We start from the raw sequence: 12,428 nt of genomic DNA, 5'->3' as shown, positions 1-12,428 counted from the left end.
GATAAAAATAGCAAGCCTGCTAAAAGCTGATTGCCTGGCTTATCTGCTCCATTTTCTTCATTCCAATCCGTCCATCATCTAACTCATTTCCAATGAATCCTGTCCTTCCATTGTCCCAAGATTCAGACGCGGTGCCGCTGCAATACGCTGCTGCCACGCCTCTTTCCCTTGCCCAAAAACTGTTTATGCCGCTGGGTGTGGTGCTGTTCGACTGGCTGTTCTGGCGCGAGGGCGGTGGGGTGAACATGCTGGTGTTCACGGCATTTATCCTCACCGTGCAGTTTGTGCTGCTGCCGCGCCACGCAGCCGTGCGCCGCTCCGGCTACTTCTGGCTGATGGTGGGCGGCTGCCTGTTTGGGGCCGCCATGATGGCGGTGTACGGCTCGGCCGTGGCGGCGCTGGCCTGCATGGCCTCGGTGCTGATGCTGCTGGGCTACGTGAACCAGCCGCACCTGAAACTGGTGCTTTACGCCCTGCTCACGGCGGCCAATAGTGTGGCGCAGGCCTGGTTGCGCGTACTATCCAGTGTGCGGACCCCGCGCAATACCGGGGCCGGCGTGCGCCGAAGCTGGTTCTACGGGCGGTTGTTTCTGGTGCCGCTGGGCATTCTGGGGACCTTTCACCTGCTCTTCGCGGTGGCCAACCCCCGCTACGACGCCCTGAGCAGCCAGGTGCTAGCGCAGCTCGGCGAATGGCTGGCGCGGCTGCTACCCGATATTTCCATCGGCCATCTGCTGTTTATCGCGCTGGGCTTTCTGGTGACGGCCGGCGTAGTGGTAGCAGTGCCGGTGTACTACTTCGCCGACCACGAATCGCGCTTCGGGGAATTCATTCGGCGGCAGCGCGACCGGGTGGCCTCCTTCGGCGTGCGCCGGCCCGATTTCGGCTTCCGCACTAGCCGGATGCTCGATTTGCGCAAGGAGTTTCTGGCCGCCGCCGCCGTTTTCGGGCTGGTCAATGTGCTGCTGCTGGCGGTGAATGCCATCGACATCAACTGGCTCTGGTTTGGGTTTGAGCCCGCGCCGGGCTTCGACCTCGCCCAGTTCGTACACGAAGGCACGTACGTGCTCATCTTCAGCATCCTGCTCGCTATGGGCATTGTGCTGTGGTTCTTCCGCCGCAACCTCAATTTTTACGCGCCCGGCCTGCCGTGGCTGCGCTGGGGCGCTACGGTTTGGGTGGTGCAGAATGCCGTGCTGGCCACCTCGGTGGGCTTGCGCAACTACTACTACATTCTGAATAGCGGCATTGCCTACAAGCGCATTGGGGTGTGCTTCTTCCTGCTGCTGGTGTTTTTCGGGCTGGCCACGGTGCTGCTCAAAATCTGGCAGCGCCGCTCGGCCTACAGCCTCGTGCGCCTCAATTCGCTGGCCGCGTATGCGGTGCTGCTGCTGCTGGCCGCCGGCAACTGGGAGGTCTGGATTGCCGAGTACAACCTCCAGGCCCGTTTCCGCAGCGTCGACATCGGTTTTCTGCTGGCCATGCCCGGCCGCACGCTGCCCACGCTGGTGGCCCACCGCGGCCGGCTCGATGCCGCCGCCCATCTCACCACCGAGGATGAATACGGCAACGCCACCACCATTACGGCCACCGCCGCGCAGCAACAACTCAACGTTGCCGTGGTCAACTGGCGGGCGCACCACCAGGCCCAAACTGGCTGGCAGGGTTTCACCTACGCCGACTGGCAGGCTTACCAGCATTTGAAAAATCAATAGTTACTACCTGTCAATAAGAGCATAAAATGACTTCCATTTCCCAATTTGCCCTCACGTTTTTCGGCATCCTATTCTGCATCGGCGATGTGGCCGCGCTGGGCCTGCTGCTGGCCTGGCAGGAACGCGCCGCCTCGCCCGATGCCCGCTGGCGCCGGCTGATACGCGGCGTGCTGCCGGCCACCATTGTGCTGCTGGGCCTGCTGCTGCTGGCCTTCACCCAACTCATGCTGCTGTGGTCGCGGCAGTAGGGCCGGCTTTTTCCCTCGTAACCATGAGCTTATACAATCGCAATTGGCTGCCGCCGTGGCCCGTGGTGCCATCGCGGCTGTGGCTCACGGCGGCCGCCACCGTCATGGTAGGCCTGAGTATCGTTTTTCGGATGGAAATATGGCCGCACCATCCCAAGGCCCACCTGGGGAGCTGGATTGTGTTGGGACTCCTGATGCAGGCCGGCGGTATTCAGGTAATCAGGATGTTGAGGGTTTGGCTGCGGGAGTATCGCGGCCCTATCTGGGTGCGGCTATTGATGTGGGGAACGGTACTTCCCGTTTATGGGGCGGTGGTGCTGCTAATAGTGGGGTTTATCCTGTTCACCTGCTTTAGCTTAGGAAGCGTTGCAATGGATTAGCCGCAGCTCGGAAGGCGCGACCTACTTATGGGAATCGTTTTCGGGTATTGCTCAATCAGGGGATTATGTAAAATGCCGGATTCGACAAACTGGCCATCTGCCTCGACAAAAGCTGTTTTTAAACCCTAATTAAGCAATTATTGCCGTTGGTTCCGATTTCATGTTCGAACCTTAGAACTTGAAATAATGATTTATTAGAGAATATTGTTTAGCTTGGCAGCCCGTTGGGCTTCCCATCCTGAGAATAGCCCGCTACGGCACTATCATCGTCTCTACTACATGGCCCGTAAGCTGCTTCTGACTGTGCTCATCATCGCCCTGCTCATCGAGCTGGCGCTGACGGGGGGCGCGTTTTTCGCACCGGTGTTCACCCTGGCGCAGTTTGGGGTGAAATATGGCCCCGCCACCACGTTCCTTGCCTACATCGTGGCGTGGCTGCTGCTGTTTGTGTCGCTGGTGGCGGCCGTGGCCGTGGTGCAGGTGTGGAAGCGCCGTCCCGGCTTTGCTACCTGGTGCTACCTGCTGGGCGTGTGGTGGATAGGCATCGGCGCGGGCATCTACTTCGCCTTCGGCAAGCCCGACAACTTGTTGCTCGATTCCGTAAAAGGCCTGCTGATTATCATCCTGACGTGGCGCTGCCAGGCTTCGCGCACCATGGCGCGGCGTTACTAGCCGAAGCTCAGTATCTTGGGGGCCAATTAGCCGCTCTGCATTGTCCCGCCCTATGCCTACTTCTCACTTGCACCCGCTGGCCGTCGTTCCGAAACTCTCGCGCTTTGGCCGGGCCCTGGCCGGCGCGCAGGTTCTCAAGGAAACGCTGAGCATCATCTTCCTGGGCCTGCCCTTGGTGAAGGCCGCGCCGCTGGTGCTGTTATCGGCGCTGCCGGGTGTGGCCCTGTACCTGCTGCACTGGCAGCTGGCGCTGGGGCGCGTGGGGCGCGTGTTTGCGGCGGCGGTGTGGGGTTTCACTTTGCTCGATGAGCTGTGGGGCCTGTTTCTGTTTCAGGAATTGGACTCGCCCACGCGGGGCCAGATTCGCCTGCTGCACTGGAGCTATTTCCTGGGGCTGGGCATTATCCTGCTGGCCCTGGGCGAGTTGGGCTGGCGCTGGCAGCGGCGCAGGGCCAAGGCCCAGCGCAACGTACACCACAAAGCCATTCTGACGGCCCGGCAGCGCCACTAGGCTCCCGGCCGGAGCGCACGCCCGATTTGCTTTCCCGGGCGCTTACTCCTGACTATTGGGGCGGGGGTCTGGTATATTTGCCGTTCTTCGCGGCGGGACTTAGGCCCCGTCATCCACTTGCCGCCTCGCATGGCCGACCTCAAAACGTCTCCTTCCGCTTCTTCTTCCGGTGCCAAGTCAAAGGCCCCGCGCCGCCGCTGGCCGCTGCGGGTGGCCAGTTGGGCCTGGGTACTGTTCGGCCTGGTGGTTATCCTGTTCCTGGTGTACCCGTTTCTAGTGAGCACCAATTTCATGTTCCTCTTCGGTAAATCGCCTAGCTTGGCCGATTTGGAGAACCCCAAAGTAGAGCAGGCCTCAGAAATATATACCTCGGATGGGGTCTTGATTGGCAAATACTTCCGCGAAAATCGCTCGCCGGTGCCGCTCAATAAGATGTCACCCGTGCTCATCAAAGCGCTCATTGCCACCGAGGACGTGCGCTTCTACAAGCACTCGGGCATCGACCTGGAGGCCGTGCTTGGCGGGGCCTTCTCGGCCTTGCGGGGCGAGAAGCGCGGCGGCTCCACCATCACCCAGCAGCTCGCCAAAAACCTTTACAAAATCCGCCGCCAGCAGAGCCGGGGTGCGCTGGGCTACATCCCGGTGGTGAGCACCATCGTGGCCAAAACTAAGGAGTGGCTCACGGCCGTGGACCTGGAGCAACGCTACACCAAGGAGGAAATTCTGCGGATGTACCTCAACACTGTGGAGTACGGCTCCAGCGCCTTCGGCATCAAAGTGGCGGCCAAAACCTTCTTCAATACCTCGCCCGACAGCCTCCGGCCCGAGCAGGCGGCCATGCTGGTGGGCGTGCTCAACAACCCCACGGCCTATAATCCCAAGTTCCACCCGGCCGCCGCCCTGCGCCGCCGCAACGTAGTGCTCGACCGCATGGCTCAGGCCGGCGTGCTGCCCAAGGCCGAAATTACGGCCCTCAAGGCCACGCCTATCGTGCTCGATTACCACGTCGAAAAGCACATTGATGGGCCCGATACCTACTTCCGCAGCGCCATCAGCCAGTTTGTGGATGCGTGGTGCGACAGCACGGGCCACGACATGTACCGCGACGGCCTCAAAATCTACCTCAGCATCGACTCGCGGATGCAGGCCCACGCCGAAGAGGCCCTGCACGACCGCATGAAAGCCTTGCAGCGCCAGTTCGATAACTTCTGGCGCAACCGGGATTCCAACCCCTGGGTGGACGACGAAGGCCACGAGATTCCGGACTTCGTCCTGACCCAGATGAAGCGTACCGAGAGTTACAAAACCCTCGCCAACCATTACAAAAACCAGCCCCAGCGCCTGGATTCAGCCCTGAATGCCAAGCGGCCGATGAAGGTGTTCACCTGGAAGCATGACGACAACGACACTACGCTAGTGATGTCGCCGCTCGATTCGCTGGCCTACTACAAGCACTTCCTGCAATCGGGTATGATGTGCATGGACCCCTTCACCGGCCACATCAAGGCCTGGGTGGGCGGGCTCGACTACCGCTTTTTCCAATACGACCACGTCAAACAAGGCAAGCGCCAGGCCGGCTCTACGTTCAAGCCCTTCGTGTACCTCACGGCCCTCGACAACGGCTACACCCCCTGCGACCGCATCCGCGACCAGCGCGTGACCATCAACTACGTCGAAAACGGCAAGCCCATGGAGTGGAAGCCCGACAACGTGACCCGCGAATACACCGGCATCAACATGACGCTGCGCCACGCCATGGCCCGCTCCGTAAACTCCGTGACGGCCCAGCTGACCGAGAAGGTGGGCTGGGACAACGTGGCCAAATACGCCCACAAAGTCGGCATCACCAGCCCGTTGTTGGCCGTGCCCAGCATCGGCCTCGGCTCGGGGGGCGACGTGAGCGTGTACGAAATGGTGGACGCCTATAGCACGTTCATGAACACCGGCTTCCGTTCCGACCCGCGCCTCGTCACCCGCATTGAGGACCGTAACGGCAACGTCATCAAGCAATTCGACCCCGTGCAGCACCGCGCCATCCCGGCCGAAACCGCTTGGCTGATGACCTACATGCTGCGCGGCGGCATGGAAGAGCCCGGCGGCACCTCTCAGGCCCTGTGGGACTACGATCTCTGGCACAACGACAACCAAATCGGTGGCAAAACCGGCACCACCTCCAACTACTCCGACGGCTGGTACATGGGCATGACCAAGGACCTGATGACCGGCGTGTGGGTGGGCGGCGAAGACCGCAGCATCCACTTCGTTGGCTCGCAGCAGGGCGAAGGCGGCCGCACGGCCCTGCCCATCTTCGGCAAGTTCATGGAGCAGATTTACAAGGACAAGGACCTCGGCTACACGCCCGGCCACTTCCCGGCCGCCTCCGTCAAAATCGTCAAGAAATATAACTGCATCTCTGAAGCGGAGCCCACCCGCCGCCGCGCCGAGGCCGTGGACACCATCGCCGCCGACAATCTGCTGGAGCAGATGAACAGCGGGGGCGGCATACCGGATAGCGTGAAGGGCGGGCGCTAAGTGTAAAGGCGTTTTTTAGCCTTGTAACTCACGCCATATCTGCAGGTACTTAGGTTGCAGAAACTTCCGAGCAGCTTTTGACTTCTCATCATCTCCATTCATTTCTACGTGTTCCAAAAACGAAACGTAGAGCGCATTTTCCGTCGAGCTATCCACTTTATCCACGGTGTTTTGGAAAAAGCTAAAAAGCCTTTCCAGTGTATCGAACCTTGCCTGTTTGAGGAGTTGGTTCGCATACCTCGCCATACAGCCAATCTGTAGGTGAATCAAGCCAGCATAGTCCTCGTCTAGTACGTCTGAGGCAAGTTCAGGAAATTGCTCGACCAAGGATTGCAGAAATGCAGCTTGAGAAAGTGGCGGTTTCACGATGATAAAGTTTGATTTAGAAGCCATAGGGAGGCAAGCTAGCACTATGTAGTTAATGCATCGGATGCGTTTCCGGAGCCATCGGCTGGCTTGCGGAACCATCGGAACGGTTTTCAGATGCGTCGGCTGGCTTGCGGGGCCATCGGACGGCTTTCCGGATACATCGTGCGGGTGCATCGGACGAGCTTCCGGAGCCATCGGAACGGTTTACGGATGCGTTGGAAGCCTTTCCAGAGCCGTTGACTGGCTTGCGGAGCCGTTGGAACGGTTTCCGGGACCGTTGAATGATTTGCGGAGGCGTTGGAAGCCTTTCCGGAACCGTTGATTGACCGACAGTGGCCGTTTTACTCCGCCCCGTACAGCGCCCCCAGCGCCCCGCGCAGCTGCGGATACTCAAACGTGAAACCCTGCGCTAGCACCTTGGCCGCGCTCACGTTCTGCGAGGCCAGCACGATTTCACTCATCTCGCCCATGGCCAGCTTCAGGCCGAAGGCCGGCACCTTGGGCAGAATCAGCGGGCGGTGCAGCACCTCGGCCAGCACTTCGGTGAAGGCCTGATTGGTGGCGGGGTAGGGGGCCACCGCGTTGTAAGTGCCGTGCCAGGCCGGGTCCTCCAGCATGGCGATGAACAGGCGGCACAAGTCGTCGAGGTGAATCCAGGACATATACTGCCGGCCGCTGCCCAGCGCCGCCCCCGCGCCCAGCTTCACCGGACGGGCAATCTGGGGCAGTGCCCCGCCATCCGTGCTCAGCACCACGCCAATGCGCGGAATCACCGTCCGGATGCCCAGTGCCGCGATGGGCGCGGCCGCCAGCTCCCACTGGTTCGACACATCGACCAAAAAGTCGTTAGTTGCCAGCGCCGGAGGTGTCTCTTCGGTTACCAGCTTGTCGCCGGCATCGCCATAAATTCCTACTGCCGACGCCGAAATCACGGCCTGGACATGGTGGCCGGGCTTGGCCAGCTCGCGGACCAGCAGGGCGAGGCCGCCCAGCCGGCTGGTCATAATCTCGCGCTTGCGCTCGTCGGTCCACTTGCCATCGGCCACGCTGGCCCCGGCCAGGCTCACGATGTAGTCGGCGTAGGGCACGGCCGCCTCGTCAATCGTCCCGGCCTCCACGTCCCACCGGAAACTATGGTAGTGGTTGCTCTTGGCGGGCTCGCGGCTCAGCAGGGCCACTTCGTAGCCGCTGTCAATCAGCATTTCGGCCAGGCGCGTGCCAATCATGCCGGTGCCGCCGGTGATGAGGACTTTACGAGGGGAGGTATCGGTCATGGCTAGTATTTCGAACAAAAGTAAACCCGTCATTCTTCATCGCCGCTACCCCGGCCCTCCGGCCCGAATAGCAGCCTCCACGCCCCATCCGTCTATTTCCCAATCTGCCGCAGAAACTCCCGCCGCAGCGCTTCGTCTTCCGCAAACCGGCCGCCGTATTCGCTGGTGAGCGTCGAGCTGCTGGTATCGTTCACGCCCCGGCTCATCACGCAGAGGTGGTCGGCTTCGATGAGCACGGCCACGTCGTCGGTGCCCAGGCTCTGCTTCAACTCCTCCGCAATCTGGCGCGTCAGGCGCTCCTGCACCTGCGGCCGGCGGGCGTAGTACTGCACCACGCGATTAAGCTTGCTCAATCCTACCACATTAGCTCCTGGTAGGTAGGCCACATGGGCTTTCCCAATAATGGGCACGAAATGGTGCTCACAGCACGAAAACAGCGTGATGTCGCGCTCCACCAGCAACTGGTGGTACTCGTAGCGGTTGTCGAACATTCGCACCTCGGGCCGATTCTTCGGGTCGAGGCCCTTGAACCATTCCTGCACGTACATCTTGGCCACTCGGCGTGGCGTACCGGCTAGGCTGTCGTCGGTCAGGTCGAGGCCCAGCTCGCGCATAATGGCTTCAAAATGGCCACTGATAGCCGTTATTTTATCCTCGTCAGAGTGTACGAAGGCATCATCGCGCAGCGGCGTACGCAAGCCCGTGGGTAAGTGCGTGTCGGGGACCGGAAGCGGGCCGGAAGGGTTATCCATGGTATTCTACAAAGTTACGGTCCGTCTCATAGAGCGTGACCGACAAGGCCAGGGCCGCGTCCAGGTGTGGGCGCAGGCGCTGCCAAATTACCACGGCAATATTTTCGGCCGTGGGGTTCAGATGTCGGAATTCTTCCGTATCCAGGTTCAGGTTGCGGTGGTCGTAGCGGTTCAGGACCTCGTCCTTGATGAGGTCGCTCAGGCGCTTCAGGTCGTACACATAGCCGGTTTCCGGGTCGATTTTGCCGGTTAGGCGCACGGTCAGGTTGTAGTTGTGGCCGTGAAAATTTGGGTTATTGCACTTGCCAAACACCCGCTGGTTGTGGGCATCGTCCCAGGCGGGGTTGTGCAGGCGGTGGGCAGCGTTGAAATGCTCGGTGCGGCAAACGGTTATCAGCATAGGGGTTTACAACCTCCGATTCCAATGTTTTGTTGCGACACACGGCTCCGCACTGGTAGTATTCTGAGGTGGCGGAGTAGCAATAATAAACTTTTGTAGAATTTAATATGGCCCTGATATGAATAAATCAACAAAAACAGCATTATTCTGAAAAAAGTAAGGGTTGGCAGAAGTTGCATAGAATAAAGGTCCTAAATTTGAAAAGCCGGACAACGGTACCTCTAGCAGCGGCTTTCTGACCGACCATTTTTAATGCTTTCATAAGTTTTTATTCCCATGAAACGAAGCGTACTCATTCTAATCCTGATATGCCTGGCTACGCTGGGCAGCTATGCCCAGAAATCCCCTGTGGATGAAGCAGATAAGTCAATCAACAGCATCCCCCGCAAGGGCCAGCAGGTAAGCATGCAGCTCGATAACCGCCGCGTAGAAGCCGCCTGGCTCAAGCAGTTAGGTGATAAGTTCGGTAGCAAGCTGAAGAACAACAAAGGCGTGCTCACGCTGGACGGGGTGGTTATCGAAGAAATTGCACCCAACCCGATTCGCGTTATCAGCAAGGTTGATGCCACGCCCACCGGTACCACCGTGTGGTGGAGCATTGACCTGGGCAATGCCTATCTCGGCAAAGAGTCGACGCCCGTGCAGTGGAAATCGTCTGAGAAGTATCTGAAAGACTTCGCCCGCATGATGTACCGCGAAGACCTGGTTTCGCAGATTTCGGAAGCCGAGCGGGCGCTCGTTGCCTCGCAGAACAACCACATGGCCGTCATCGAAAAGGCCAACACCATCAAGAAAGACATTGAAAAGAACAAGGCGCGCAAGCTTGAAATCCAGCAGATGCTGGCCACCAACGCCGCCGAGCTCCAGCAGTTCAACAACCTCATCGACGCCAACCTGAAAGAGCAGGAGGCCGCCCGTGGCGACATTGTGAACATGCGCGTGGCCCTTGAAGCCGTGAAAGACCGCCTGAATAAAATTGAGTAGGGCCTAGCCGGCTCCGGCCGCCAGATGCCCCTGAAGCAAAAAGCCTCGCCCTCATCGGCGGGGCTTTTGTTTGCAGTAATTTTTCCAACCTCGCGGGCCAAAACTGCGTTGGGACTAAAGACCGTAACCATCACGGTTCATCATACCAACAACACCCATCCATGGAAAAGACCGAAGTTCAACACCAAGTCCACCTCGATAGCACCACCGAACTCCTCGGCGGCGACCTTGCAGAAGCCCTATCCCGCTCCGGCCTCGATAACAACCTGCAGAAGTGGATTGAGGACATCAAAGCCCTGAATAATTCCGAGCTTCACCAAGTAGTGGTCGATTTGCAGGACCTCAAAGCCCATTTTGGTGGTACTACCAACCCCGACCTACAGCTGGTGCGCAAGCTCCTGCACCGCATGGGTACCAACACTGACCGCGCCGCCGTATTTGCCGATGGCAACACCCAGCCCCGCGTAGCCAAGTTGAGTGAAGCCCTGCTGGCCGCTGCCAAGCAACTGGGCCAAGATGACGAAAACTCTCCCGCTGATGATTTAAAAGCCGATTCAGCTTCGAAGTAAGCAGCCTCATGATTGGAGGAGCCGGCTACGAAGTAAATCGTCTGCTCTGAAATCAGATTAAACCCAAAAAAGCCGGTTCCACTTGTGGGACCGGCTTTTTATGTATTACAAGCAACCGAAGTTGTTGCTGTGCGGGCGTTAGGCTGCGGCAGTCTTGGCTACCGGGTTCAAGCGACGCTCTTTGATACGAGCTTGCTTGCCCGAGAGGCCACGCAGGTAGAACAGACGAGCGCGACGTACTTTACCGCGACGGACAACTTCGATTTTCTCGATGTTAGGCGACAGCAGGGGGAAGATACGCTCGGTACCGATTTGGTTCGAAATCTTACGAACGGTGAATGTTTCGCCGTTGGAGCTAGGGTTACGACGCTGAAGAACAACGCCCTGGAACTGCTGAATGCGTTCCTTGGCACCTTCGCGGATTTTTACGTGCACGTTCACGGTGTCGCCGGCGGCGAACAGAGGGAAGCTGGCGCGGCGCTCCTGCGATTCGGCCTGGATAAAGTCAAGTAGTACGCTCATGGCTGAGAAAATTGCGAAAGACGGCGCCGCCGTCGGGAATTAGTATTTTACGAAACGGAGCGCAAAGATAGCGCTTTCCGGTGATGATAGCAAGGGGTTTGTGGAACAAGAGTCAGCTTGTCCTCTGATTTGCTGCTAATTCAAGCGCTTTTCAGACGGGAACAAGCTCAAGCATGTGTTACGAGAGCAAATCGGGACGGCGGGACTGGGTACGGACCAGGGCCTGCTCGTGCCGCCACTCTTCAATTTTGGGCGTGTTGCCCGATAGTAGGATTTCAGGCACAACTTGCCCGCGCCATTCCGCCGGGCGGGTATAGATGGGTGGGGCCAGCAGGTCATCCTGAAAAGAGTCGGAGAGCGCCGATTCTTCGTTGCCCAGCACGCCGGGCAGCAGCCGCACCACGGTATCAACCAGGATGGCCGCGCCGAGCTCACCGCCGCTCAGCACGTAGTCGCCTATGCTGATTTCGTGCGTAATGTAGGTTTGGCGAATACGCTCGTCGATGCCCTTGTAGTGGCCGCAGAGCATGATGATGTTCTGCATCAGCGACAGGCGGTTGGCCAGGGGCTGGCGCAGGGTTTCGCCATCGGGCGTGAGGTAAATAATGGCGTCGTAGGTACGCTGGGCCATCAACTCATCCATCCACGCGGCGATGGGTTCCACGCGGAGCACCATGCCTGCGCCGCCGCCAAACACGAAGTCGTCAATCTGACCGTGCTTGTTGATGGCTTTGTCGCGCAGCTGATGGACGTGGATTTCGGCCAAGCCCTTGTCCTGTGCCCGCTTCACGATAGAATGGGCGAAGGGACTGACGAGCAGCTCCGGCAGGCAAGTGAGGATGTCGATTCTCATGGGGTGGTACCGTGGACTCTGCGAGTCCGCGAGGTTGAACGTTCAGACGCGCGGACTCGCAGAGTCCACGGTACGTTACTCGGCTTCGTCCTGCTGGCGGGTGCTGGGCTTGAGGTACACATCGAGCAGGCCATCGGGCAGGTTCACGTAAATCTCCTTTTTGGCGTGGTCGGCGTGGCTTATCAGCTCATCAACCACCGGAATCAGGACTTCCTGTCCCTGGTAGCTCATGGCCAGCATATCCTGCTGGGGCAGCTCGTAGAAGTTCTCCACGGTGCCCAGCGGGCCCATATTTTCATCAACTACGGTGAAACCGATGACGTCGTGGAAGTAGAACTGGTCTTCTTCGAGCTCGGGCAGGGCGGCCAGGGGCAGGTGCAACTGGGAGCCGCGCAGGGGCTCGGCGTCCTCGATGCGGTCGATGCCGCGCAGCTTCAGCAGAACTTTGTTGCCGGACTGGGGCTGCACTTTTTCGATGTGGTGCTCCACCAGCTTGGTAGGCGCGCCGGCCAGGGTGAGGTACACGGTTTTGAGCTTGGTGTAGGCCGAAACATCGTCCACGTCGAAGTGGGCCACTATCTGGCCGCGCAGGCCGTGGGTTTTGATAAGGTAGCCGAACTGATAGGTTTCGTCGAGCGTCATAGTAG

15 protein-coding genes are annotated in these 12,428 nt (G+C 59.1%); 8 read left to right on the top strand and 7 right to left on the bottom strand.

From position 1 onward, the window contains the following. The first annotated feature begins 110 nt into the window (after positions 1 to 110). The 6 genes from ACVWYF_RS09895 (at position 111) to ACVWYF_RS09870 (ending at position 6,058) form a co-directional block, all read left to right on the top strand. Complete coding sequence (locus ACVWYF_RS09895) at positions 111 to 1,715, top strand: DUF4153 domain-containing protein (RefSeq protein WP_457067302.1); 1,605 nt, start codon at positions 111 to 113, stop codon at positions 1,713 to 1,715. 26 nt (positions 1,716 to 1,741) lie between these two features. Continuing rightward, positions 1,742 to 1,963 carry a hypothetical protein gene (locus ACVWYF_RS09890; protein ID WP_457067299.1) on the top strand — a complete coding sequence of 74 codons (222 nt, stop codon included), beginning with the start codon at positions 1,742 to 1,744 and terminating at the stop codon, positions 1,961 to 1,963. 23 nt (positions 1,964 to 1,986) lie between these two features. Continuing rightward, positions 1,987 to 2,343 (top strand): hypothetical protein, encoded by a 357-nt coding sequence (locus ACVWYF_RS09885; protein WP_457067296.1) that lies wholly within the window; start codon positions 1,987 to 1,989, stop codon positions 2,341 to 2,343. Between the two features lie 279 nt (positions 2,344 to 2,622). Beyond that, on the top strand, positions 2,623 to 3,015 hold the full coding sequence (locus ACVWYF_RS09880; protein WP_457067293.1) for a hypothetical protein: 393 nt from the start codon (positions 2,623 to 2,625) through the stop codon (positions 3,013 to 3,015). A gap of 52 nt (positions 3,016 to 3,067) precedes the next feature. Next, positions 3,068 to 3,526, top strand: a complete 459-nt coding sequence (locus ACVWYF_RS09875; protein ID WP_457067290.1) for a hypothetical protein — start codon at positions 3,068 to 3,070, stop codon at positions 3,524 to 3,526. A 129-nt stretch (positions 3,527 to 3,655) separates the two neighbouring features. Then, on the top strand, positions 3,656 to 6,058 hold the full coding sequence (locus tag ACVWYF_RS09870) for a penicillin-binding protein 1A (protein WP_457067288.1): 2,403 nt from the start codon (positions 3,656 to 3,658) through the stop codon (positions 6,056 to 6,058). Positions 6,059 to 6,073: 15 nt separating this feature from the next. Here the strand turns inward: ACVWYF_RS09870 and ACVWYF_RS09865 are convergent, their stop codons facing one another. From ACVWYF_RS09865 to ACVWYF_RS09850, 4 genes are all read right to left on the bottom strand, one after another. Then, on the bottom strand, positions 6,074 to 6,451 hold the full coding sequence (locus ACVWYF_RS09865; protein ID WP_457067285.1) for a DUF7674 family protein: 378 nt from the start codon (positions 6,449 to 6,451) through the stop codon (positions 6,074 to 6,076). 317 nt (positions 6,452 to 6,768) lie between these two features. Then, positions 6,769 to 7,701 carry a TIGR01777 family oxidoreductase gene (locus ACVWYF_RS09860; protein WP_457067283.1) on the bottom strand — a complete coding sequence of 311 codons (933 nt, stop codon included), beginning with the start codon at positions 7,699 to 7,701 and terminating at the stop codon, positions 6,769 to 6,771. Positions 7,702 to 7,793: 92 nt separating this feature from the next. Then, entirely contained in the window at positions 7,794 to 8,453 is a 660-nt protein-coding gene (gene folE / locus ACVWYF_RS09855) for a GTP cyclohydrolase I FolE (RefSeq protein WP_457067281.1), read from the bottom strand. Next, positions 8,446 to 8,853 (bottom strand): 6-pyruvoyl trahydropterin synthase family protein, encoded by a 408-nt coding sequence (locus tag ACVWYF_RS09850; protein ID WP_457067279.1) that lies wholly within the window; start codon positions 8,851 to 8,853, stop codon positions 8,446 to 8,448. The genes folE and ACVWYF_RS09850 overlap by 8 nt, the downstream gene beginning before the upstream one ends. Before the next feature lie 276 nt (positions 8,854 to 9,129). On the opposite strand from ACVWYF_RS09850, the gene ACVWYF_RS09845 reads away from it, so the two are divergent. Together ACVWYF_RS09845 and ACVWYF_RS09840 are read left to right on the top strand one after the other, a co-directional pair. Then, entirely contained in the window at positions 9,130 to 9,837 is a 708-nt protein-coding gene (locus tag ACVWYF_RS09845) for a hypothetical protein (RefSeq protein WP_457067277.1), read from the top strand. A 161-nt stretch (positions 9,838 to 9,998) separates the two neighbouring features. Then, a complete protein-coding gene (locus tag ACVWYF_RS09840) occupies positions 9,999 to 10,406 on the top strand; it encodes a hypothetical protein (RefSeq protein ID WP_457067275.1) in 408 nt (135 codons plus the stop codon). Positions 10,407 to 10,544: 138 nt separating this feature from the next. Here ACVWYF_RS09840 and rplS read toward each other — a convergent pair whose 3' ends face one another. The 3 genes from rplS to rimM all read right to left on the bottom strand — a co-directional run bounded on the left by rplS (position 10,545) and on the right by rimM (position 12,423). Then, a complete protein-coding gene (rplS, locus tag ACVWYF_RS09835) occupies positions 10,545 to 10,928 on the bottom strand; it encodes a 50S ribosomal protein L19 (protein WP_457067273.1) in 384 nt (127 codons plus the stop codon). A 178-nt stretch (positions 10,929 to 11,106) separates the two neighbouring features. After that, on the bottom strand, positions 11,107 to 11,781 hold the full coding sequence (gene trmD / locus ACVWYF_RS09830; protein ID WP_457067271.1) for a tRNA (guanosine(37)-N1)-methyltransferase TrmD: 675 nt from the start codon (positions 11,779 to 11,781) through the stop codon (positions 11,107 to 11,109). A 75-nt stretch (positions 11,782 to 11,856) separates the two neighbouring features. Then, positions 11,857 to 12,423, bottom strand: a complete 567-nt coding sequence (rimM, locus tag ACVWYF_RS09825; protein WP_457067269.1) for a ribosome maturation factor RimM — start codon at positions 12,421 to 12,423, stop codon at positions 11,857 to 11,859. Between the last annotated feature and the right edge of the window lie 5 nt (positions 12,424 to 12,428).

It is taken from the genome of Hymenobacter sp. UYAg731 (genome assembly GCF_054061335.1).
Note: the sequence above shows the minus strand (reverse complement) of the source record. Positions and strands in the feature narration are given on the sequence as shown.

Bases quoted from the DNA above. Each gene is read 5' to 3' on its own strand.
- ACVWYF_RS09890 (WP_457067299.1), top strand. From the start codon at position 1,742: ATGACTTCCATTTCCCAATTTGCCCTCACGTTTTTCGGCATCCTATTC.
- ACVWYF_RS09885 (WP_457067296.1), top strand. From the start codon at position 1,987: ATGAGCTTATACAATCGCAATTGGCTGCCGCCGTGGCCCGTGGTGCCA.
- ACVWYF_RS09880 (WP_457067293.1), top strand. From the start codon at position 2,623: ATGGCCCGTAAGCTGCTTCTGACTGTGCTCATCATCGCCCTGCTCATC.
- ACVWYF_RS09875 (WP_457067290.1), top strand. From the start codon at position 3,068: ATGCCTACTTCTCACTTGCACCCGCTGGCCGTCGTTCCGAAACTCTCG.
- ACVWYF_RS09870 (WP_457067288.1), top strand. From the start codon at position 3,656: ATGGCCGACCTCAAAACGTCTCCTTCCGCTTCTTCTTCCGGTGCCAAG.
- ACVWYF_RS09865 (WP_457067285.1), bottom strand. From the start codon at position 6,451: ATGGCTTCTAAATCAAACTTTATCATCGTGAAACCGCCACTTTCTCAA.
- ACVWYF_RS09860 (WP_457067283.1), bottom strand. From the start codon at position 7,701: ATGACCGATACCTCCCCTCGTAAAGTCCTCATCACCGGCGGCACCGGC.
- folE (WP_457067281.1), bottom strand. From the start codon at position 8,453: ATGGATAACCCTTCCGGCCCGCTTCCGGTCCCCGACACGCACTTACCC.
- ACVWYF_RS09850 (WP_457067279.1), bottom strand. From the start codon at position 8,853: ATGCTGATAACCGTTTGCCGCACCGAGCATTTCAACGCTGCCCACCGC.
- ACVWYF_RS09845 (WP_457067277.1), top strand. From the start codon at position 9,130: ATGAAACGAAGCGTACTCATTCTAATCCTGATATGCCTGGCTACGCTG.
- ACVWYF_RS09840 (WP_457067275.1), top strand. From the start codon at position 9,999: ATGGAAAAGACCGAAGTTCAACACCAAGTCCACCTCGATAGCACCACC.
- rplS (WP_457067273.1), bottom strand. From the start codon at position 10,928: ATGAGCGTACTACTTGACTTTATCCAGGCCGAATCGCAGGAGCGCCGC.
- trmD (WP_457067271.1), bottom strand. From the start codon at position 11,781: ATGAGAATCGACATCCTCACTTGCCTGCCGGAGCTGCTCGTCAGTCCC.
- rimM (WP_457067269.1), bottom strand. From the start codon at position 12,423: ATGACGCTCGACGAAACCTATCAGTTCGGCTACCTTATCAAAACCCAC.